The organism is Microcoleus sp. A003_D6 (assembly GCF_036702825.1).
Taxonomy (GTDB): Bacteria; Cyanobacteriota; Cyanobacteriia; order Cyanobacteriales; family Microcoleaceae; genus Microcoleus.
The window spans coordinates 24,121-45,910 of sequence record NZ_JAUBWA010000023.1; the positions used below are offsets into that span (position 1 = coordinate 24,121).

Sequence of the window (21,790 nt, forward strand, 5' to 3'; positions counted from 1 at the left end):
AATTGCTCTGCTTATCAAAATAGTTCCCACTGCCCATTAAGCTATGTTAGATTTTTGTATGTTTGGTGCGATCGAGTCCGGTTAACTAATTAGAGATAAGTTTGCAGTCAAGACTTGATTCCTCAAAGGTTTCAAGGACTGACTCCCAACATTTTGAGCGTAGCTGATTAGCCGGAATTAATATCATTCCATTCTCAATATAAAATCTCAAATCTATATGACAGTAACTGAAGACAAATCGAGCGAGTATATTGGCCCAAAATTAGGCGGTTTCGCAACTCGACTATCTTGGTACGCTCGCCAAAAAATGTTTGATTTGCTCGTGGCATTAGCCAATCCAAACGCCGACACAACAGTGCTCGATGTAGGAGTCACTTCCGACCGCCGCGAAGATTGCAACTTCTTTGAAAAACTCTATCCATATCCCCACAAAATCACCGCAGTCGGTATGGAAGATGCTGCGTTTTTAGAAGAAGAATATCCAGGTTTAAAATACGTCCGTTCTGATGGATTAAGCTTGCCATTTCCCGACAAAAGTTTTGATTTAGTCGTGAGTTTTGCCGTAATCGAACACGTCGGCAGTCGGACTCAGCAACAAGCTTTTGTTCGGGAACTTTGCCGTGTCGGCAAAACTTGCTGCATCACAACTCCCAACCGCTGGTATCCCGTAGAATTCCACACTGCTGTTCCCCTAATACACTGGCTTCCCCCCTCTTGGTTTCGAGCTTTGCTGAGAGCGATCGGCAAGAACTTTTTTGCTAAAGAGGAAAATCTCAACCTTTTATCCGAGAAAGATGTGTTAAAGATGCTGCCAGCAGATGCTGAAGTTTCTACCAGACATTTTCGGCTGCTGGGTTTGATATCTAATCTCCTTTTTTATGTCATGTAAATAGTTGCTAAGCTGTTACGCATTTAAACCACCGGGCGGGGCCTGTAGGGTGCGTCAGAAGCGAACACTTACGCTTACAAGGGAAACGAGAAAGGGCTGACGCACCCTACAATACTTTTTTATGTCATGTAAATAGTTGCTACTTACTCTGAACTCCCAAATCCAGCACAAAATTTTCTCCGTCTTCATAAAGTTTTTTTCGGGTTTTTGCAAGTTGCTGCACGTTATCCCGAAAGTCGTGAGAGAGTTGTGATTGCAGTCGAAACCAAGATGACAATCCAGGCCCTGAAGTATCTACATCTGCGGGATGATTGAGACTCCAAGACGAATAAGCTATGTATCTAATCGATTGTGAAACTAGATAAGTTGCTAAAGCTTCAGGGCCTTTGAATACAGGCATTCCGGGAGGTAAACTCGCTCCTCCCGGCCAGTCTGCGAGGAAAATTTGATTGCGTTTAAAATCGAGGATAAAAGGTGCATCTAGCCTGGTTAAAACTGTTTCTCCCTGTGGAATAGACTGTTGCAGTGCTGCATACTGCGACTTTTGCTTAGCTGAAAGTAAAGATGGATTCGTGAGTCCGAATTGAATGTTTTTTACATAAGCCGAATAAGTTTGTTTGGTGATATCCCAATCGTAGCTGATTGCGAGACCTGCACAAAATACAGCAGCAATAAAAAAGTTGGCTACTTTGTTTTTATTGAATGCTCCTGTATCAGTCATGGCGATCGTAATTAATATGATAATTGCCGGGAACAGGTGAGAGAATGAATAGCGAAAAGGGTCGGCATTTTCGGTAAGTACGCCTACAGCAACTGTTGCCAATCCCGCTGCAACTGTCATAGATAAAGCTGCTTGGCGGTTCGAGAACGAACGTTCTTCGGGTAAATTGCCAAACTTCAGAGGTCGGACGCTCAAGCTCAAACAGCCGAGCAATATCAGTACAAAAATGTAGATGCCTCTGAATGCTGCGAGGGCTGTTTTAACAGTTCCCAAAAGTGACGAGCCTGATTTGAAAGTAATGCCGTAGGCGGAGGCGTGATAGCCTTTTCCCAAAAGAGGATACAGTAAAGTGCCTGACGATTGATACAAAGAAATCATCCAAGGTAGGAGAAATATTCCCACTAATACTGTCGCCAGCCCGAATTCCCATACAACTTTGAGTTTTGTATGGGAACTGATAAAATAGCAAAGGTAGCTAACTGCAAATACAATGGCAGAGGCGGGAATTAGGGAAGATTTTAAAGTACAAAGTGCTGCCGAGATTAAAGCGATAATACAAGCATTGGAAACCCAAGAGTTGCGTTCTATTTCTTTACTGTCAAGCGTCCTGAACAAACTTACAAATAAAGCGACTGGCAGCATCATACTTGTACTGTTTGCCTTGGGTACAGCAATCAAGAGTACAAATAAGATTGTAAAGATTACTCGTCTTGTCGAGGCTGGATTTTTGTGAAAAAAGCCAATAATTAGTCCAACAGTAATTATCAGCGCCAAACCAGGGTCTATGATGTTTAAATTAGTGTCAGAAAGTACGCTGACAATGAAAGTATGGAGAAATGACTGTCCCCCCAAAGATATCATTCTTCTTTCACTAAAAGGCTCTAGACCCATCGAGCCGAGTTGCAACATTTTGTGGGGAAATACTAAGTAAGCGTGGTAGTCATCGCTGGTATTAAACCCGTCAGCATAAACCATGTTTGCAAAGTTGACTCTGCCTGTATAAATCCATCCCGCGTATTGGATTAAAATCAGTATACTGACTGTGGCAAGACCTGCTAAGATGATTTTATCTTTGCGACTTTCTTGAAATAGCTGTGAGAGATTGGTGGCGATTGATTGTCTGTGATTTACCAAATCTACTAGACAATAAATGAGTCCCAAACCTAAAAAAAATAAAATTGTGGTTTGGGAAATAGTCCGCGTGGCATTTAAAATGCCGCCAATTAGAACGCTAAAGGCTAGACCCCAAGCGGCCCTTTGTCCCCAGTCTATTCGCTGGTTGGGAAACAGGATGTGGTTGAGGACTTTTCCCCAGCCTGTGAGGGATAGTAGCAGGCATATTCCCCAGGAGAATGATATTAGGTAGGAAATCATTGGTGTCAAGGTGCGATCTATTCAATAGTTAACTTCTGAGGTGATTATTTGTCAAGTGCTTGGTTTTTTTTTGAAGGGTTTTTGATTGTGGGCGATCGCAGGAGCCTATTTTCGCACTATCGGGTATAATTGAATAGGTAGATATAATAATTTTCAATAGCTATGAACTATGAAAACTCAAGAAATTCGCGAGAAATTCAAGTGATATCTCGATTGCTTATCTCCTGAACGGCTACTCGTTGCTGCTGATTTATGAGCTTATTTAACAGAACGTGAAAGCAATGAAGCTACGACGAAAAAAATATTGAATTTTTCCAGTTTTTTTGAAACATTTAATAAAGGCTAAAAAGATGTAGCAGCGGCTAAGCTGACTTCAGTTAAGCAACTAAACCGAAAATAGTGATAAAAATCTAAAGTTTTCTTCACTTGTTCTTAGCTTAGATGCTCAAAATGGTTATAATAGTAAAATAAACAATAGTTGATATTAGCTATGCAGCGAATATTTGAGGCTATATTAAAGGGAAATCTTTTAGAATGGGCTAATGAGTTTCCAAGACAAGGCGATCGCCCTGTCAGAGTTTACGTTACTTTACAAGAAGAGCGCTCGACTTTAAGTGCGGAGTTTCGCCGTCAGAGAATAGTTGAAATATTGGAAAAAATTGCAGCAAATAATGTCTTTGCTGATATTAGCAATCCAGTGGAATGGCAGCGAGATTTGCGTCAAGATCGTCCACTTCTAGGTAGGGATTAATAATAGAATATCGCGCTTGGGGAAGAAAAGGGCGATCGCACTTCCAGCCCAAATCAGTATATATTAGAGTTAGAGCTAAAAAATACCAGTAAAAAGTCTATGCCGACTTATAATGAGGTACTGACTCAAGTTCAACGTCTCGCCCTGTCTGACCAACTCCGATTATTAGAGGAATTGAGAAAGATCGTTCATCAGGGGGTTGAAGTTGAAGGCGATGATGAGGTGGTTTCAGCCCAAGAGATAGCGGAAAGTCAAGCAGCATTGGCAGATTATGTCGCGGGGCGCGATCGGGGCATATCCTCAAAAGAATTTAAATTGAAGCTGCGTCAATCGGTGATTCCTAAGCCCAACCGCAGTATTTTAGAACTGGAAGGTTTGGGTAAGGAAATTTGGAATGGGATTGATGCTGGAGAATATGTGAATCAGGAACGAGATTCATGGAATGGATAGCTTAGCGACATAACTCATAACTAGAAATTGTTATATAATAGCTTCAGATTCAAAAATCTCAACATAAAGCCTATGTCTACTTATAGCGAGGTACTGAGTCAGGCTCAAAGTCTCACTCCTGACGAGCAACAACAACTTTTAGAAGTATTGTCAGAATTAATTCGTCAGCGGGAAATAACCCAAACTCAGGGTAAACGATCGGAAATTGATGCAGCACTGATTGAAATGGTACAAGATCCAGAGTATCAAGCTCAAGTGCTACAGATGGAGGCTGAGTTTGCGGTAGCGAGTTGGGAAGCGTTGCAATTGGGAGAATCTCCTGTATGAACCGGGGAGAAGTCTATGATGCTAGACTTGAACCTGTTGAGGGTTCTGAACAAGGAGGAACCCGTCCTGTTATCATCGTTAGTCGAGCTACAATCAATACATATAGCCCTGTAGTTTTGGCTATTCCCTGCACTACTTATCAAACTGGTAAGCGAGTTTATCCCACTCAGGTATTAATTAAAGCTCCCGACGGTGGGTTAACCAACGATTCTATCGCTATGGCAGATCGAGTACGGGTGTTATCTAAATCTCGTTTATTGAGTTTACGAGGAATGCTTAGTGATGAAGCAATACTTCTGCTGAATCAAGCTTTATTAATTGCCTTGGATTTGCCTGGTCAAGTTTAATTGCACTTTGGGAAGAAAGGGCGATCGCATATTTATTGACCGTTCTTTACATGATGTTCAACATAAGAACGCAGCACAGCATTCATCAGAGATTGATAGCCTTTTCCTTGGTTTTTAAACCAATCTAATACATCGCTATCAACTCTTAAAGAAATAGCTTGTTTTGTGAGGGGTTCTACCAATTTTGCTTGTTCCCAAAAACTCGCATCTAACTCAGGAATATCAGAGGTATCGATCGCAGATTCTGGAATATTTTCTAATTCTTCAAGTCGTTTGGGCGAGATAGTCATAGTAGGTATTTTTTTCTTGACGAGTGGCTTTTCTTGCAGAGATGATGCGGATAGATCCATTTCTTTCAGTATGCGCTACAGTGACGATAACGACACCTTGTATGGCACCAATACTGATTTCTCGGATTTCTCCGTAGTCGAAACGCTCATCAATGGCATTAAAAACGATTCCGTCAAAGATTTCTTGAGCTTCTTCAAAGCTAATGCCATGTTTTTTGAGATTTTGGGCGTTTTTATTTTCATCCCATTCAAACTGCATAGTGTATATACAAAACGTATCTACTTATAATATAGCAGAATGGCGATCGCACTTCGGGAAGAAACGGGCGATCGCACTTTGGGGAAAATAAGGGCGATCGCGCTTGGGGAAGATAAGGGCGATCGCACTTCCTTCGATCCTAAATTGCTATAATAACAATCAGCAAAAAAATCTTAATGCAGAGTCTATGTCTACTTACAGCACGGTACTGACTCAGGTTCTAAAACTTGCACCAGATGAGCAACTACGATTCATCTCTGAATTGTTTGCACATATTCGTCAACGGGTGATTCTATCACCCAAGCGCAGTATTTTAGAATTGGAAGGTTTGGGTAAGGAAATTTGGCATGGGATTGAAGCTCAAGAATATGTGAATCAGGAAAGAGATTCATGGAATGGATAGCTCAGCTACAAGGACAAGTTGTCGGATTGGATACTGCGCCGCTGATTTATTTCATCGAGCAAAATCCTACCTAATTTGCTATTATTTATTGATAATCCCACAAACTAGGAGATTAAGATGCAAGTCAAAGATATGACAGTTGAGCAACTGCGAGACTTGATTCGACATACCGTTGAACAGTGCTTAGAAGAGTATTTTGGCGATCCTGATTCGGGTTTAGAAGTTAAGGAAGAAGTCAAACAGAAATTGCTAGAGTCACGCTCAGCGCTGTCCAAGCAGGAGAAGTAGTATCCCGCTAGGAGAAGTTTATAAAAAACTTGGCGTAAAATTGTTATAGAATAGGTTGGGGAAAGTAGAGTAAAGGAGAAAAATATATGAGTACGCAGCGCTGGGATGATGATAGGCTAGACCGTCTCGCTGACAGAATAGAGAGTATAGCTAGCATAGCGGAGAGTAATGCTCGCGTGATTCAAGCTTTAGCTAATGTGGCAGCAGAGGCAAGGGAAGAAAGGCAGCAGTTATTTCAAAGGATGGATCAACAGCAGGCTAATATTGACCGACAACAGGCTGAAATTGTGGGTTTGAGAACTGAGACGGTGCGGATGCTTGATATCCTCTTAAATCAGCGCAATCAGGGGGATAATCCAACTGCTTAATCAAGGTCGATCGCACTTTGGGAAGAAATGGGCGATCGCTTAATGTACGCCAAGGAACTAAAATTGAACTTATCCTAAAAAGTAGAGTACAGGAGAAAAAATTATGAGTACAGAGCGTTGGGATGATGATAAGCTAGATCGTTTGGCTAGCATGGTAGAGAGTAACGCCCGCGTCATTCAAGCTTTAGCTAATGTGGCAGCAGAGGCAAGAGAAGAACGGGAGCAGTTATTTCAAAGGATGGATCGACAGCAAGAAGAAATTGTGGGTTTGAGGATTGAGACGAGACGGATGCTTGATATCCTCTTAAATCAGCGCAATCAAGATGATAATCCAACTGCTGAATAAAGCGCGATCGCACTTTGGGAAGAAAAGGGCGATCGCACTTTGGGATATAAGGGCGATTTATTTACTCATCATCATACTTAGACAACCACATTGCGATGAGAATTCCTGCTATTCCACCGGCAGAAAAACCTATGGTTAATGGAACATTTAGAAAGCCGGCTACAGCAACTCCAATTCCCATAGCCGATCCTCCTGACTGAAGAACTGCATCTACAAATTTTCTCCTAATAATTGCTTTTTGTTTTTTATTAAGAATAGCTCGATTTTTTATACTTTTAGTTAACATACCTAGGAGCGCAATAGTAGCTTCTCTAGATACTCGATCTACGATGGCTGTAAAAAGATTTCCCAGCCATTGCTTCCCGTCAGGTGTGGTTTTACTTGTATTATCTATTGCAACTACTGGAATCCGGTATGACATCTTACCATTATTTATCTCCTCTGCTATTAATTTTCGGATAATTTGTGTTTTTTTGGTCAATTTTGTTTGATATTCCGAGGCTTTAACGTTATTGGCAAAAGTAAAAACAATCACAGCATATTGCCAAACTATAGGTCCCAAAGCCTCTGAAATAATCTTAATCGATCGCCTATCGTTTTCCGGTCTCGTTTCATCAAGCCTGCTAACATATAACATAGAGTCAGGATATGGAACTTTAGAACGGATGAGGTTTATATAAGCTTGCTCGTTTCCACTTCCATCACATAGACCAGGAGTGTCAAAAACAGTAGCTTTAATTTCATTTATTTCAAAATTAAATCCAACAACATCTGCTGTTTCTGACTCATAATCATTAACTTTAGATACTTCTTTACCTACCAATGAGTTGACAGTGCTAGACTTGCCCCATCCTGTGCGACCTACTACAAAGAATACCAGCCGTTTTTTTGTATTATTAGCCAGCATTCTTTCAATAGCTTGAACAAAATTTCTGCCGATTTCGTCAGTCATGATACTTATTGAATTTAATAATAAAGTTAAGAATTGTTTTCCTGTAGAGTAACTACAGTCATTAAAGTATATTTTATGACTAAATATAAGCCCGATCAGTCAGAAATGTCGGGACTTTCCCCGACAACCCGATCGCAAATGTCGGAATTATGTCGGAATTATGTCGGAAATGTCGGAAATGTCGGATATAATATGACAAATCCCAGCACACGACTGACCTATGGACATCGCCGAAGTCTTGAAACTCGCAGACGAACTAATCTTCGCCAAGACGGGAGAACACATAGACTATCTGCAAAAGGCTATCCTCGAAGGGACATTCCAAGGTCGAACATACCCACAAATTGCTGACGCGACTCATTCCAGTGAAGGTCATACTAGGGATATCGGTTCGGAATTATGGCAAATATTTTCAGAGGGATTCGGAAAAGAGATTACTAAAAGAAATTTTCGAGCAATAATAGAAAAGGTAGAGTTTAACAATTTTTCATCGGCTACCGTTAAAGGAGATGTGACAGTTAATAACGTCAACTTTTGTCATGAAAAAGCGAGGAATCCAAATCCTCCCCCAAACCCCCAACAAACCCCAACTCAACCCCACATCGACTTAGGCGACGCACCAGAAATCTTCAGGTTTTTTCATCGCACAACCGAACTTTCCACCCTCGAAAACTGGATAACACAGGATCGCACTCGCCTCATCGCACTCCTTGGAATCAGCGGCATCGGCAAAACAACCCTCTCCCTCGGCCTCGTCAACCAAATCAAAACCGGCTTCGATTACGTCATCTATCGCAGCCTCCGCTTTTCCCCAACCCTAGAAGCAACCCTCACCAACCTGCTGCAAATCTTTCCCCAACCAACAGAAACTCCCCAAAACATAGACACCAAAATTTCCCAACTCCTCAACCACCTACGCAACAATCGCTGTCTGATAGTCCTCGATGACGTGCAAATGCTTTTTTGTAGCGGACAACCCCCAGGAGAATACAAATCTAAATGTGAAAATTATCAGTTATTTTTTAAACTTATTGCCGAAGTTTGTCATCAGAGTTGTTTCATGTTAAATAGTTCCGAAAAACCTAGAGAATTTGTCCGTTTAGAAAAAGCATATCATCCCGTTCGCTCCTTAGAATTGGGAAGTTTAGGAATAGCAGCTAAAGATATTTTGCAGTCAGAAAAGTTATCCGATGAGGAAACATGGGAAACATTGATTGATATTTATCAAGGCAATCCCCTGTGGTTGGAGTTGACTGCAACCCTGATTCGAGAGTTATTTGGGGGTAGGGTGGCTGAGTTTTTGCAGTGCGAAATGCCGATTTTAGATGAAGGGTTGCAATTTCAGTTATCTCAACAATTTCAGCGCTTGACTCCGCCGGAATTGGCTGTGGTGACTCACTTTGCCAGTCAAGCTGAACCTGTTGCTGTGTCATATTTTATTAACAAAATACCCTTGTCGTCGTCTGAGTTAGTCAATGCAGTGCGATCTCTTAGAAATCGGTTTTTATTGGATGCAATAGAAGAGGAACAGATAATTTTGTTTAGTTTGAATCCCGTGTTGAAACAGTATGTGCAAAGTCGGTATCTTTCTAATTGATATCAAATTAATTAGATGAAACGGCGGTTGAAACCGCGTCTACACAAACGAAGTCCGCCTCCGCGGACTGAAGAAAATAAGATAATTTCAAAGCCCCGGTCTCAATACGGTTTACTTAACACTATTTATGCCCGGAGATCCCCCTAAATCCCCCTTAAGAAGGGGAGTAGGGGTTGACTTTGAGAGCTTTCTTGTCCCCCCCTTTTTAAGGGGGGTTAGGGGGGATCGGTCTTAATTGAACCGTATTGGGCCCGGTCTTATTCAACCCGCGGAGGCGGGTTTTGTCTGTATAGACGCGGTTTCAACCGCCGGGTATTATGCCTGATTCTGTAAGTGCGATCGCACCCACTCTCTAAACTCTCTAATTCTCGCATTCTCCCCTTTGTCCAAATCTAGCTGCATAAACCGTGCGAGTTCTTTCACAGGAAATGAGCCAAATGCCACACTCGTTTCCGACTCGACATAACCCGTATCAGTTAAAATATTAACTGTCAGTTTTCCTTTTTTCCAAATCCAAATCTCCGGTACTTTTAACTCGGCATAAACAGCCACTTTGTTGATAGATGAACTTGTCAAATCCATTTCCACTACTAAGTCTGGTGGCGGGTCATTTTTGAGATCAATAGTTAATTTACCCCGCATAAAAGCTTCATTTTGGATATAGAAACATTCATCAGCTTCGTTGCCAGCTTTTTTCGGTTCCGAACGCCAAGTAGATGATTTTAATCCGATAATTTCAATCCCAATTTCCTCAGAAAGCGCTACAATTAGTCGTCCGAGAGTCCAGCTATACCTTTCATGTTCTGGTAAAGGTACTATTAGTTCTAAAGTCCCCTGATAGTAAGTCATGCGCGGGGTTGAACGTTCCGCAAATATTTCTAACAACTGTTCGTAGGTTTCCCAACTGATATCGTGTAAAACCAGGCAAGAACCTGCAATATCTTCTTTAGTATCTCTCAGAGTTTGAAGCATTGAAAATACTCCTGCGAAATCGCCTTGATTTGTTTTGATACTTAACTTTTTTATCCTTTCAATCCGGCATTTATGCAAACAGAAATCTACCTTTAGGTTGAGGGACAATTCGCCATAATTGCTGAGCAGTCTCAATCCACTCCTGCATAATCACCTCTACATTTTGCAATGCTTCTTGATAAGTTTCACCATCGGCGGCGCAGCCAGGTAATTCAGGCACTTCGGCAATAAATGATCGAGCGTCATTACTCCAGTAAATGATGATTTCGTACTTCATTATCCCAAGCTAATTAAAGGTTTATCTGGTTTTTGTCCTAATTCTTTGCAAAACTCTAGATAATCATCGATCGAACTTTGCAATTCTTGGCGAACTTCCTCGATAGTTTGTGCTTGAAAGGTCACTACATCATTAATATCGAGGACTCGCCCGAAAATAATTTCCGCTTCTAAATCTATTTCAATGCTAGCACTGTAACCCTTGTAAATTATCATGGCTGTAATACTTCTTCCTGTTTCAATAGCGGAGGGGCGATCGCCTGTTATTCTATTTCAACATCGATCGGCTTGAGCTTTTGACTTAATTAATTAGCAGACTTTAACTGCACCCGAATAGCTGATATTATCTTCTCTTGCCAAGCTGGGTCATCAAGTTTTATAGTAACTTTGCGGGGGCGGGAACGCCGCCGATCCATATAGGCATAGAAAGCTTCGCGATCGTCTCGGTGGGTGAGAATGTATCGCTTTAGTTCGCGATCGCTCATTGCAGCATAATTGACATTACTCATGGTTCAATACTCCCATCAGGTTGAATCTCAAACTCAATTTATTCGATTTGTCCTGCCAAGATAAATAGATTGAGAGTTCGTTCATCTAAACGCACTATGTGAATTGGGTGGAACATCACGTTGGTAAGTAGATGACACAGCCGATATAAACTCCGCAACTGTTCTGTTGTTGGTTCCCTCATGCACTTATTATCATAGAATTCAATAGTTGTAAACACTCATTTTCTCCATCCCAAATAAAAGGTAGAGCAGGCAAAATGCCTGCTCTACTATATCATAACCCTATTCTACCCCTTCAATCCGGTCTTCCACCTCCTGATAAAGTTCACGCAACCTGTCCAAATTACTCTCGCTAGTCTCCCAATAACCCCGGCCATTCACCTCAAGCAAAGTGCTGACAATCTTGCGGAAAGAATGAGGATTCAGATTCAGCAAACGCTTCTGCATCTCCTCATCTTGGATAAACGTACCGTTCACATCCTCATACACCCAATTATCCACCGCGCCCGCAGTCGCACTCCATCCAGTAGTGTTCACCAGACGCTTAGAAATCTCCCGCACACCTTCATAACCGTGCGACAACATCCCCTCGTACCACTTCGGATTCAGCAGCTTAGTCCGCGAATCTAAACGCACGGTTTCTGATAGCGTCCGCACCTGCGCGTTGGCTGTTGTTGTATCAGCAACAAAGGATGTTGGTTTCTTCCCATCTGCGCGCAAACTGCCGATTAATTTAGTCGGATCTGAGTCGAAATAGTGCGACACGTCGGTTAGGGAAATCTCGGCAGAATCCAAGTTTTGGAATGTCACTTCCGCAGTTTTCAAGGATGATTCAAAAATCTGCCTGTCTTGTTCCATTGTTCCCGGATTGTCGGAAGAAAAGGCGAAGGATTTGCGAGTTAAGTACATTTCCTGCAACTCGGCTTCGCTTTCCCAGGTGCTGTTTTCCACCGCCAAGTTGACGTTAGATGAATAGGAACCAGAAGCATTGGAAAACACGCGGGTTGCTGCTTGTCGCAGGTTGATTCCCATTTCTTCCGCTTGCTTCAGGGCGTGTTTGCGGACAAAGTTCATCTCTAACGGTTCGTCGGCTTCCGCTGCCATTTTCACGGCTTTATCTAACAAGTTCATTTGGTTGATGAACAAGTCGCGGAATACGCCGGAACAGTTAATTACTACGTCGATCCGAGGGCGTCCCAACTCTTCTAAAGAAAGCAATTCGAGTTTGTTTACCCGGCCCAATGCGTCGGGAACTGGCTTCACTCCCACCATCCACATTACTTGGGCGAGGGATTCGCCGTAAGTCTTGATGTTGTCGGTTCCCCAGAGCACAACGGCGATCGTTTCTGGGTAATTTCCGCCGTTATCAACGCGCTGTCTTTCTAATAGCCGATCGACTACAACCTTAGCAGACTTAATCGCCCCCGTGGTGGGGATTGACTGCGGGTCCAAAGCGTGCATATTCTTCCCAGTCGGCAAAACATCCGGGTTGCGAATCGGATCGCCGCCCGGGCCGGGGACAATGTATTCGCCTTCTAGGGCGCGCAACAGTGCGCCCAATTCGTTGTCGGCGCAAACTTGCTGCAAGCAGAATTCCAGATACTCAAACAGCGGTTTAATCAAATCTGGATCGACTTTTTTGTAACCGGCTGCGTGCAAGGATTCAATCCAAGGTGTTTTTTTGCCCATGTTGAAGAAATTCAACTTGGAAACCAGGGAAACTCGACCCTCAGCATCGGTTTGTTCTTTCACTAAAGCGCTAACGGCATCGCGACAGGCTAAGGTGATGTTTTGCAGCAATTCAACATCTGCTAAAATGCCTTTGTCGTTGTTGGTGTAGATATCGTCAATATTCCGATCGCAACTTAGAGCAATAATCCGCGACAAACTGACTAATCCGTCTTCTTCCCGGTCTAAATTAGCAATGTTAACCAAAGTTGCGATCGCCTCTTCCGCAGTCGGCGGCTTACCGATCACGTGCAAACCGCAAGGTAACAACCGCGACTCAATCTCCATCAACTTGCGGTAAACCAAGCCAACTAAATTATCCCGTTCTTCCGCAGTCATGCCCGCAGCAACCCCCCCTGGCCCCCCCTTGGTAAGGGGGGGTTGGGGGGGGTCAGGAGGTAGGGCGATATCCTTATCCAAATTCACCAAACGGCACTTCTCGACGATCGCATCCACGATCGGCACACCGCGCCCCGTATCTTTCAAACTTTGATAAGAAGCAATCAACTCGCTGAGTTCCTGCAAACCTTTGTACAACCCAGCATTTTCAGCCGGAGGAGTCAGATAGCTGATAGTTTCAGCATAACTGCGGCGCTTAGCAATTGTTGCCTCGCTGGGATTATTAGCAGCGTAATAATAGAGGTTAGGAATCTTGCCGATCAAACTGTCGGGATAACAATCCACAGACATTCCCATCTGCTTACCCGGCATGAATTCCAGCGAACCGTGAGTGCCAAAGTGCAGCACCGCATCCGCACCCCAAATGCGCTCTAAATACGTGTAGTAAGCAGCAAAACCGTGGTGCGGACTAGCAGAACGAGAGAATAACAACCGCATCGGATCGCCTTCGTATCCAAAAGTCGGTTGCACTCCGATAAACACGTTGCCGAAATGTTTCCCAAAAATCAGCAAATTTTGTCCGTCGCTGTTCAAATTCCCCGGAGGTGGCCCCCAATTTTCTTCCAAACGTTCCGAGTAAGGAGTGAATTCTTCATACTCAGCTACGGACATCCGGTAAGCAATATTTAATTCCGGGCTTTGGTATTGGGCTGTTGCGTCGTGGATGACTTCTTGCATCAGTTTTTCGGCGGAATCCGGCAGTTCTGGCAAGTCGTAGCCGTTGCCTTTTAAGGCTTTCATTACTTCGTAAATCGAGCCGAAAACGTCCAAGTAAGCGGCTGTTCCGACGTTGCCTTTGTCGGGTGGGAAACTGAAAACTGTAATCGCAACTTTCTTATCTAATTTTGGTTTGCGGCGCAGCATTGCCCATTTCATGGCGCGCTGGGAAATCGCTTCGATTCTATCTTGCAGCGCGATCGCCTTGCCAGTTGCACCGTCTCTTCCCGACACAATAATCGGTTCGATCGCACCATCCAACTCAGGAATCGCCACTTGCAAAGCAACTTGAATCGGGTGCAAACCTAAATCGCTATCTTCCCATTCTTCTGTTGTTTGGAAAACCAGCGGCAAAGCCACCATGTAAGGGCAGTTTAGCTTTTTCAAAGTCTCGATCGCCTTTGGGTGATCTTGTTTCGCCGGGCCGCCCACCAAAGCAAAACCAGTCAGAGAAACCACCGCATCAACGATCGGCAGAGGCGTCACACCTTTCGCCCCAACTTCCAAGAAAAAAGTTTCCACAGGTTTCGAGAAGTCCAAACCGCCGGCAAAAATCGGAATCACCCGCGCGCCCATTGCCTCCAATTCCTGCACCATTGCTACATAGTGCGCGTCATCTCCTGTTACTAAGTGAGTGCGCTGCAACACTAAACCAATGCAAGGTGCGAGGGGATCTTTGAGGTCAGCAGAAATATCTTTGCGGGCATTAAACCAAGTTAGATATCCTTTTACATCCTCAAACATGGACGGTGCTAAAGGATGCCAAATCCCCATGTCTAGGTAAACAACCGGTTCTTGGAAAGTTGCCTTTGACAAATCTTTGAAGACATATTTCTGCGACAGCATCAGCAAGAAGTTTTCCAAGTTTTCTTGGGAACCTCCCAGCCAATATTGGAAACTCAGCATGAAATTGCGGGCGTCTTGGGCTTTGTCAAGAGGCAAATATTTCAGAACTTTCGGCAAAGTTTGCAGCAGTTTCAGCATTCCGTCTTGGAAGGAACTGCCGGATTTTTCCTTCCGTTTTTTCATGAATTCGCCGATCGCACTTTTGCTTTGTCCCAACTGTGCCATCGAGAAACTGCCCATTTTATTCAGCCGCATCACCCCCGGCATCGACGGGAAGACGACGGCGACATCCAATTTGTCGCGCACCGGTTCTACCGCCGCTACCACTTTTTCGGCCAAATCTTCGATAAAAATTAGAGAAGCTATAAATACGTTGGCATCAGCGACATCCCGCTTGAAAGCTTCGTAGTTTTCCGGGCTGCGGAGTTCTTCGATCAGGTAGCCGCTGATTTCGATCGCCAAATTCTGATTTTTGTTGTTGATCGATCGAACCGCTGCCGACAGGGCGCTTTGATACTGCGGTTCCAGTACGACATAGACCACCTTGAGGAGCGATCGCCCCTGCAAGTTTTCCGGCACGATGTGGCGAATAGTGGGCTTGACGTGAGTGAACATCCGGTTAGGCTCCTTTAAGATGCTGTTTTCGGCAATCGGGAATTTTTTATCCCATAAGCATTTTTACCAGAAAACGCTTGCCATTAGGTGATTTGAGCCTGCACATGACACAATTCGACAAATTTAGGCCAACTTTTCGTTACATTTTTTTATAAATTCCTTGAGCAAATACTCCAATTTTTATTTACAAAAATTTACTTGACAAAATTTATTTTGTGTGTTTAATTATTTGGTTGAGTAAAAATAATTAAAAATTAACCAACCATTGAGGAAGAAATCCGGAAAAAAGTTCCAAGTTTTGTAGAATTGATAGCACTTGCTATAGAGCAATTAACTGAGGGGAAAAAGGCATAATTTGTGAAGGCAGAATGTAGCCTTCGGATAATTGCTGAGTCACAAAAAGTGATATTATACCAGGAACTTAAAACCATTTCATAACGTCTGTTTTTTGTAAATTCCCGATCGGCGATCGAATTCAGGGAAAACTAATGGGTATTCACGATCGAACTCATCAAAACCTTAGAGGGAAACATGGCTAACTACGCAATTTTCGACGAACAATTCTACCTCGCCTCATATCCTTGGGTCAAACCAGCGATTGATGCAGGAGTAATTCAATCCGGGAGAGAACACTTTGAAAAATTCGGTCAAGCCGGCGGTTTAACCAAAGTATCGCGTTATTTTGACGAAAATGCTTACCTTGCTGGGAATCCAGACCTAGCACCCTTTGTCCGCACAGTCAATCCAAACGCACCTTTTGCGACCGGCCTCGATCACTTTATCCAGTTCGGTTACGATGAAGGACAGCGCCGCGCCCAAGTATCGCCCGAATACAACGAAAGCTTTTATTTAGCAAACAACTCTGAACTCCAACCGTTCATTCAGAACGGAACTTTCAAATCAGGCTACCAGCATTTCATTCAATTCGGCTCAAAAGAAGGTCGGTTTGGGACTTCATTTTTTGAACCGGAATACTTAAAAGAAAACCCCGATATCGTGCCGTTTGTCAACTCTGGAAACTTGAGAACCGGTCGGGAACACTACTTCAATTTCGGGAAAAACGAGCCAAGCCGCAACGCAACTTTTGTCGGCAGCCGCAGCAACGATATTCTCACAGGAGTTGGGGTGGGGAATACCGAACTCGTGGGAGTTGAAGTAGGTATCGATCCCCGAGGAAACCGGCAGTATGAAAGCTTTGGAAGTAATGAGTTTGATGTCCTGATCGGCAGTCCGGGAGTTGATACATTCGTACTGGGAGTTCCTGCTACAGCCGGGAATGTAACTGCGAACCCGCTGTATTTGGGTAACGGTCAAGCTACTATTCGGAACTTCAACGTAGCAGACGATTTTATCCAACTGCAAGGAACTTCTTTAGACAGCTACAGCCTGACTCCCGTTGGCAGCAATTTGTCAATCCAGACACGTGCCGGAGACGTGCTGGGCGTGATTGAAGGAGGAGCAAACTTGGGTTTGATCTTCCAATCGCCTAATGGTAACGGTACTTTCTTGATTGGATAGTCATTAGTCATTGGTCATTAGTCATTAGTCATTAGTCATTAGTCATTAGTCATTAGTCATTAGTCATTAGTCATTGGTCATTAGTCATTCGCTAATACTGATGATTGATGACTTTTGAGTTTTGGTGGGCGATCGTGGTTTTGTGTCTGCTAGCAAAACAATTAAACGCCCTTGACAATAGTTAAATTGAGATAAGCTGTGGAGCATTTAAACCACTAACGAGGCCTGTAGGGTGCGTCAGCTAGAACACTTACTAAGCAAGGGAAACAAGATAGGGCTGACGCACCCTACAATACTATTTTAAATACATAACAACTTACTGATACCATTTTTTTAAAGTTATGACAGACTTTTGCAAACTAAGGAAAGCAGATAACTACAACGTCTTGTCGTCCTTTATCTCTATCGGATCTTTAGAAAAATGGTATGAGTTAGTATAGTTAGTAAGAGTGGGCCCAATACGGTTCACTTAAGATTGTCCGAAGAGAGGAACGAAGCAATCGCAGTATTTGTTTTTCATAATTTTTGACCGCCTGGATCGTCTTAAGTAAACCGTATTGAGAGTGGGTCAATTTTAACGAACAATTAAGCAAAGTAAGATTGAGGCAAAACAATGGCAAACTATGACATCTTTGACGAACAATACTACCTTTCGCAATATCCGTGGATTAAACCAGCTATTGACGCAGGAATCATCAAATCTGGGAAAGAACACTTTGAAAAGTTCGGTCAAGCTGGTGGACTCACAAAAATATCGCGATATTTTGACGAAGATACATATCTAGCTCAAAATCAAGATATTGCACCCTTTGTTCGCACTGCCAACAACCAAAACCGACCCTTTGCTTCAGGTTTAGACCACTTTATTCAGTTTGGTTACGAACAAGGTCGCACGCGCGTATCGCCTGAATACGACGAAGTTTTTTATTTAAAGCGCCACCCGGAGATAACTCCCTTCGTGCAGAACGGAATTTTTAAATCCGGCTTTCAACACTTTATCAAATTCGGAAAAACAGAAGGTAGGTACGGGACAAGTTTCTTTGAACCGCGTTACTTGTCAGACAACCCAGATGTGGCAGCGGTTGTGAATGCTGGAGGTTTAAAAACCGGTCGAGAACACTATCTAAATTTTGGGCAATTTGAGTCAAATCGATACGGATTTTTTACAGGAACCAACGGTAATGATATCGTCACGGGATTTACAGCGGGAAAAAATCAAATTATCGGACTGCAAGTAGCTTTCGCCGGCCAAAATCCACCCTTGGGCATTAATAAGAATAAGTATGACGCTTTGAACTCGGATGACATCACGAGAGAGCCTTTCCTGACTACCACTGAATTCGATACATTGATTGGCACTTCTGGCATTGATTACTTCGTGCTCGGAGATGCTGTTCCCAACAACCGACGTAGTTTTATCAGCCGGGTAGATTTCTATACGGGCAGTGGGGAGGCCAGGATTGTCAATTTTGAAAAAGGAAAAGATTTTATTCAATTGGTGGAAAGCTTTAATGAACTGAGTATATTTCCATCAGGGGCGGACTTATTAATTCAAAAATCGGGAGATACACTTGCCCGAATTCAGGGGGGATCAAATCTAACTCTGCAACCGATTGGGATGATAAATCCGTTTAGTCCTCCAGTCGGTCTCACTTTCCTCGGCTAGAAAGCATAGAGGTTAAGTGAGATTTGACACTTGGAAAAAATCACCCGATCGGGTATTGTGTAAGTTCCTGATGATTGATAAATTGCATAAACATCTCATTAAAGCCGCAGGAGGAAAACATGGCTAATTACGCAATTTTTGACGAACAATACTACCTTTCACAATATCCTTGGCTGAAACCTGCCATTGATTCAGGAGTTCTCCAATCTGGAAGAGAACACTTTGAAAAGTTCGGTCAAGCCGGCGGCTTAACTAAAATATCGCGGTATTTTGACGAAGATACTTACCTCGCTGGCAACCCAGACATCGCTGCCTTAGTCCGCACCCCCAACAACCCAACTGCACCTTTTACGACCGGGCTAGACCACTTCATCCAATACGGTTACGAAGAGGGTCGCACTCGGGTATCACCTGAGTATAACGAAGCGTTTTATCTCGCAAATAACCGACAGTTGCAACCGTTTATTCAGAATGGAAGTTTTAAAAACGGCTACCAGCATTTCATTGAATTTGGCATCAAAGACGGTCAGTTTGGCACTTCATTTTTTGAAACAGAATACTTACAAAAAAATCCCGATGTTCGGCCTTTTGTCGAATCGGGAGCCTTGAAAACTGGTCGGGAACACTACTTCAATTTCGGCAAAAACGATCCAAGCCGCTCTGCCACTTTTATCGGAACTTCCGGGAATGACATCATTACCGGTGCTGGGGTGGGAAATACCGAATTAATTGGAGTTGAAGTAGGTTTACTTACAGGTAATGGCTTTGGCGAAGGCCGAGTGTATGAAGGTGACGGCAGCAATGAATTCGATACTCTCCTTGGCGGTAGCGGCCGCGATACATTTGTACTCGGTGACCTTATAGAAGGCGGTAAAAGTTCTGCGCCCGGAACCGAAATATTCTATATCGGGCCGGGTTTTGCGACAATTCGCAACTTTACGAAAGGTCAGGATAGCATCGTGCTAGGAGATGCGTTTTTACCTTTCTCAGATCAATACTTGATATTGCCCATCAACAACAATCGAGATTTAGCTATCCAATACAATGCTTCACTCTTCGCTGTTCCCGGAACGGCTCCGTTTGACACGATCGCTGTTATTGAAGGTGGCGGAAATCTCACGTTGAATTTATTACCAGAATCTAGAGTTACTAGGTTTTCACTTGGGTAGAACTCTTGAAGCTATTGGGGATTTGTCTGATTGGTACTGGGAGTGCGATCGCACTTTCCTATTCCTGCAACTCGCCAAATCGATACCCCTAAATCCCCCTTAAAAAGGGGGACTTTGAAGACTCTTCCATGCGCGCCTTATCGAGTTAACGATCGCGCGCTAGCTTCAAAACCTCAACAGCATCTTTATGCCCCTCAGAAGACGCCCAAATTAACGCAGTCCAAGTATTATTATCTTTAGCTTTAATATCAGCTCCTTTTTCGATCAACAATTCCACAACTTCAGTGCGCCCGCTACCAGCCGCACTCATCAAAGCCGTCAAACCAAAATTAGTTTTAGCATTCACATCCGCCCCTGCCTCCAGCAAAAGCTGTACAATCTCCCTATGTCCGGCAGCAGCGGCACTCATTAACGTCGTCCACCCGTCATTATCGTGACTGTTGACATCCGCACCAGCAGCGAGCAATTTTTTGACGATCGCCGAATTGCCAGCCTCAGCCGCCGCCGTCAAAGCTGTCGCGCCTTCCTCATCTTTGGCATTGATATCTGCACGCTGTTCGATCGCACTTTCTACAGCCGCAACATCACCCGTCTTGACGGCATCAATTAAATCTGTCATAAAATCTCCGTTGCATCCTTTCAAATCTTAAATCCTATGGCAGTAGATATTTTAATCCTCTCCAACGGCCCCGGAGAATTGGCAACTTGGGTGCGCCCCGCCGTGCAAGCTTTGCGCGAGCAATTGGGAAACGCGGGCACTCAAGCGCGAATCTCTGTGGTGCTGTCCCCCTGTCCGCACGCCACCGGAAAAGAAGCACAAATCGCAGCCTCCTACCCAGAAGTGGACAGAGTGCAAGCACCGGAGCATTTTTTTCCATTCCTATTATCTGGCAAAACTGCTGAAAATTGGGATTGGTATGAAACAGGAGTTGTTTTATTTTTAGGCGGCGATCAATTTTTTACAGTTGTTATTGGCAAAAGGCTAAAATATCGCACTGTTATTTATGCTGAATGGGACGCGCGGTGGTATCGCTGGATTGACAAATTTGCGGCGATGAAACCAGAAGTTTTTGCTAAAATTCCCCAAAAATATGCTAATAAATTTACAGTTGTCGGAGATTTGATAGCGGAAGTAGGGAATCGAAAATCGGACGCCAAAGACGGGGCACCGCCCCTACGGAAAATAGAACTAATTGGATTGTTGCCCGGTTCTAAAGCCGCCAAATTAGCTTTAGGTGTACCGTTATGTTTGTCGATCGCCCAATCCATCCACCGCATCCGCCCTGAAACTCGCTTTGTAATTCCCGTTGCTCCTACCATAGATGTGCAAACTCTAGCACGTTTTGCCGACCCCAAACAAAATCCTTGCCTGCATTTATTTGAGAACGCTAGCGCCGAACTTCAGTTAACAGAACCGCCGTTTTTGCAGACAGCCAATAAGTTGCAAGTAGAACTTTGGACGCAGACGCCCGCCTACGATTTGCTATCAGAATGCAGCCTGTGTTTAACTACTGTGGGAGCGAATACTGCCGAATTGGGTTCGTTAGCTGTACCGATGATTGTTTTGATTCCGACGCAGCAATTGGATGCGATGAAAGCTTGGGACGGTTTGCCGGGATTGCTGGCCAATTTACCGTTAGTCGGTTCTGTTTTTGCGACGGCGATTAATTGGCTAATCTGGCAGTTGGGAAAGGGAAAGCTTTATGCTTGGCCGAATATTTGGGCACAGGAAGAGATTGTGCCGGAGTTAATTGGGAAGCTGGAACCGGATGCTGTGGCTCAATTGGCGATCGACTATTTGAGCCATCCTGATAAATTAACACAAATGGGCGATCGTTTGCGTGCGGTTCGAGGAGAATCGGGGGCGGCGAAAAAAATTGCTGAATTGGTTTGTGAAGAAATTGATTTCATCAGTCATTAATTGTCGTAGGGGCGGGTTCACCAACAATATCCAACACCAACAAACAATTTACATAAACCCGCCCCCACCCCACAGACAATATCAATCTGGAT

At 43.7% G+C, this 21,790-nt stretch carries 25 protein-coding genes; 14 read left to right on the forward strand and 11 right to left on the reverse strand.

Features of this window, described 5'->3' with window-relative positions:
* Positions 1 to 217 precede the first annotated feature (217 nt).
* Positions 218 to 889: a class I SAM-dependent methyltransferase gene (locus QUB70_RS09190; RefSeq protein WP_332979794.1), complete on the forward strand. Its 672-nt coding sequence runs from the start codon at positions 218 to 220 to the stop codon at positions 887 to 889.
* A gap of 139 nt (positions 890 to 1,028) precedes the next feature.
* Here QUB70_RS09190 and QUB70_RS09195 read toward each other — a convergent pair whose 3' ends face one another.
* The gene (locus tag QUB70_RS09195) at positions 1,029 to 2,984 is read right to left on the reverse strand and encodes a hypothetical protein (protein WP_332979796.1); all 1,956 of its coding nucleotides are present in this window, start codon (positions 2,982 to 2,984) and stop codon (positions 1,029 to 1,031) included.
* Between the two features lie 490 nt (positions 2,985 to 3,474).
* Here QUB70_RS09195 and QUB70_RS09200 point away from each other — a divergent pair, with 490 nt between their 5' ends.
* From QUB70_RS09200 to QUB70_RS09215, 4 genes are all read left to right on the forward strand, one after another.
* The gene (locus QUB70_RS09200) at positions 3,475 to 3,735 is read left to right on the forward strand and encodes a hypothetical protein (protein ID WP_332979798.1); all 261 of its coding nucleotides are present in this window, start codon (positions 3,475 to 3,477) and stop codon (positions 3,733 to 3,735) included.
* A gap of 99 nt (positions 3,736 to 3,834) precedes the next feature.
* A complete protein-coding gene (locus QUB70_RS09205) occupies positions 3,835 to 4,185 on the forward strand; it encodes a hypothetical protein (RefSeq protein ID WP_332979800.1) in 351 nt (116 codons plus the stop codon).
* A gap of 72 nt (positions 4,186 to 4,257) precedes the next feature.
* Positions 4,258 to 4,512, forward strand: a complete 255-nt coding sequence (locus QUB70_RS09210; protein ID WP_332979801.1) for a hypothetical protein — start codon at positions 4,258 to 4,260, stop codon at positions 4,510 to 4,512.
* Entirely contained in the window at positions 4,509 to 4,859 is a 351-nt protein-coding gene (locus QUB70_RS09215; protein ID WP_332979802.1) for a type II toxin-antitoxin system PemK/MazF family toxin, read from the forward strand. The genes QUB70_RS09210 and QUB70_RS09215 overlap by 4 nt, the downstream gene beginning before the upstream one ends.
* A 32-nt stretch (positions 4,860 to 4,891) precedes the next feature.
* On the opposite strand, the gene QUB70_RS09220 is transcribed toward QUB70_RS09215, so the two are convergent.
* The gene (locus QUB70_RS09220; protein WP_332979803.1) at positions 4,892 to 5,149 is read right to left on the reverse strand and encodes a BrnA antitoxin family protein; all 258 of its coding nucleotides are present in this window, start codon (positions 5,147 to 5,149) and stop codon (positions 4,892 to 4,894) included.
* Positions 5,124 to 5,408 carry a BrnT family toxin gene (locus QUB70_RS09225; protein ID WP_332979804.1) on the reverse strand — a complete coding sequence of 95 codons (285 nt, stop codon included), beginning with the start codon at positions 5,406 to 5,408 and terminating at the stop codon, positions 5,124 to 5,126. Before QUB70_RS09225 ends, QUB70_RS09220 begins: the two co-directional genes overlap by 26 nt.
* 187 nt (positions 5,409 to 5,595) lie before the next feature.
* Between QUB70_RS09225 and QUB70_RS09230 the strand changes: the two genes are divergently transcribed.
* The 4 genes from QUB70_RS09230 to QUB70_RS09245 all read left to right on the forward strand — a co-directional run bounded on the left by QUB70_RS09230 (position 5,596) and on the right by QUB70_RS09245 (position 6,813).
* Positions 5,596 to 5,811 carry a hypothetical protein gene (locus QUB70_RS09230; RefSeq protein ID WP_332979805.1) on the forward strand — a complete coding sequence of 72 codons (216 nt, stop codon included), beginning with the start codon at positions 5,596 to 5,598 and terminating at the stop codon, positions 5,809 to 5,811.
* A gap of 117 nt (positions 5,812 to 5,928) precedes the next feature.
* Positions 5,929 to 6,099: a hypothetical protein gene (locus tag QUB70_RS09235; protein WP_332979806.1), complete on the forward strand. Its 171-nt coding sequence runs from the start codon at positions 5,929 to 5,931 to the stop codon at positions 6,097 to 6,099.
* Positions 6,100 to 6,185: 86 nt separating this feature from the next.
* Positions 6,186 to 6,467, forward strand: a complete 282-nt coding sequence (locus tag QUB70_RS09240; RefSeq protein ID WP_332979807.1) for a hypothetical protein — start codon at positions 6,186 to 6,188, stop codon at positions 6,465 to 6,467.
* A gap of 103 nt (positions 6,468 to 6,570) precedes the next feature.
* Complete coding sequence (locus QUB70_RS09245; protein WP_332979809.1) at positions 6,571 to 6,813, forward strand: hypothetical protein; 243 nt, start codon at positions 6,571 to 6,573, stop codon at positions 6,811 to 6,813.
* Positions 6,814 to 6,874: 61 nt separating this feature from the next.
* On the opposite strand, the gene QUB70_RS09250 is transcribed toward QUB70_RS09245, so the two are convergent.
* Positions 6,875 to 7,765: a GTPase gene (locus QUB70_RS09250; protein WP_265236867.1), complete on the reverse strand. Its 891-nt coding sequence runs from the start codon at positions 7,763 to 7,765 to the stop codon at positions 6,875 to 6,877.
* 220 nt (positions 7,766 to 7,985) lie between these two features.
* Between QUB70_RS09250 and QUB70_RS09255 the strand changes: the two genes are divergently transcribed.
* Complete coding sequence (locus QUB70_RS09255; RefSeq protein ID WP_332979810.1) at positions 7,986 to 9,362, forward strand: NACHT domain-containing protein; 1,377 nt, start codon at positions 7,986 to 7,988, stop codon at positions 9,360 to 9,362.
* A gap of 315 nt (positions 9,363 to 9,677) precedes the next feature.
* Here QUB70_RS09255 and QUB70_RS09260 read toward each other — a convergent pair whose 3' ends face one another.
* From QUB70_RS09260 to QUB70_RS09285, 6 genes are all read right to left on the reverse strand, one after another.
* Positions 9,678 to 10,334 carry a Uma2 family endonuclease gene (locus QUB70_RS09260; RefSeq protein WP_332979811.1) on the reverse strand — a complete coding sequence of 219 codons (657 nt, stop codon included), beginning with the start codon at positions 10,332 to 10,334 and terminating at the stop codon, positions 9,678 to 9,680.
* Between the two features lie 70 nt (positions 10,335 to 10,404).
* Complete coding sequence (locus tag QUB70_RS09265; RefSeq protein WP_332979812.1) at positions 10,405 to 10,611, reverse strand: type II toxin-antitoxin system HicB family antitoxin; 207 nt, start codon at positions 10,609 to 10,611, stop codon at positions 10,405 to 10,407.
* Positions 10,611 to 10,826, reverse strand: a complete 216-nt coding sequence (locus QUB70_RS09270; protein WP_332979813.1) for a type II toxin-antitoxin system HicB family antitoxin — start codon at positions 10,824 to 10,826, stop codon at positions 10,611 to 10,613. Before QUB70_RS09270 ends, QUB70_RS09265 begins: the two co-directional genes overlap by 1 nt.
* Before the next feature lie 89 nt (positions 10,827 to 10,915).
* A complete protein-coding gene (locus tag QUB70_RS09275) occupies positions 10,916 to 11,119 on the reverse strand; it encodes a DUF6887 family protein (protein WP_332979814.1) in 204 nt (67 codons plus the stop codon).
* Between the two features lie 38 nt (positions 11,120 to 11,157).
* Positions 11,158 to 11,337 carry a DUF6888 family protein gene (locus tag QUB70_RS09280; protein ID WP_332979816.1) on the reverse strand — a complete coding sequence of 60 codons (180 nt, stop codon included), beginning with the start codon at positions 11,335 to 11,337 and terminating at the stop codon, positions 11,158 to 11,160.
* Positions 11,338 to 11,401: 64 nt separating this feature from the next.
* Positions 11,402 to 15,424, reverse strand: a complete 4,023-nt coding sequence (locus QUB70_RS09285; RefSeq protein WP_332979818.1) for a magnesium chelatase subunit H — start codon at positions 15,422 to 15,424, stop codon at positions 11,402 to 11,404.
* Positions 15,425 to 15,955: 531 nt separating this feature from the next.
* On the opposite strand from QUB70_RS09285, the gene QUB70_RS09290 reads away from it, so the two are divergent.
* From QUB70_RS09290 to QUB70_RS09300, 3 genes are all read left to right on the forward strand, one after another.
* On the forward strand, positions 15,956 to 16,942 hold the full coding sequence (locus tag QUB70_RS09290) for a calcium-binding protein (protein WP_332979820.1): 987 nt from the start codon (positions 15,956 to 15,958) through the stop codon (positions 16,940 to 16,942).
* 613 nt (positions 16,943 to 17,555) lie between these two features.
* A complete protein-coding gene (locus QUB70_RS09295) occupies positions 17,556 to 18,608 on the forward strand; it encodes a calcium-binding protein (RefSeq protein WP_332979821.1) in 1,053 nt (350 codons plus the stop codon).
* Between the two features lie 119 nt (positions 18,609 to 18,727).
* Entirely contained in the window at positions 18,728 to 19,777 is a 1,050-nt protein-coding gene (locus tag QUB70_RS09300; protein WP_332979822.1) for a calcium-binding protein, read from the forward strand.
* A gap of 145 nt (positions 19,778 to 19,922) precedes the next feature.
* On the opposite strand, the gene QUB70_RS09305 is transcribed toward QUB70_RS09300, so the two are convergent.
* The gene (locus tag QUB70_RS09305; protein ID WP_332979824.1) at positions 19,923 to 20,396 is read right to left on the reverse strand and encodes an ankyrin repeat domain-containing protein; all 474 of its coding nucleotides are present in this window, start codon (positions 20,394 to 20,396) and stop codon (positions 19,923 to 19,925) included.
* A gap of 36 nt (positions 20,397 to 20,432) precedes the next feature.
* Between QUB70_RS09305 and QUB70_RS09310 the strand changes: the two genes are divergently transcribed.
* Positions 20,433 to 21,698, forward strand: coding sequence for a lipid-A-disaccharide synthase (locus QUB70_RS09310; RefSeq protein ID WP_332979825.1), 1,266 nt, complete (start codon positions 20,433 to 20,435; stop codon positions 21,696 to 21,698).
* Positions 21,699 to 21,790 lie beyond the last annotated feature (92 nt).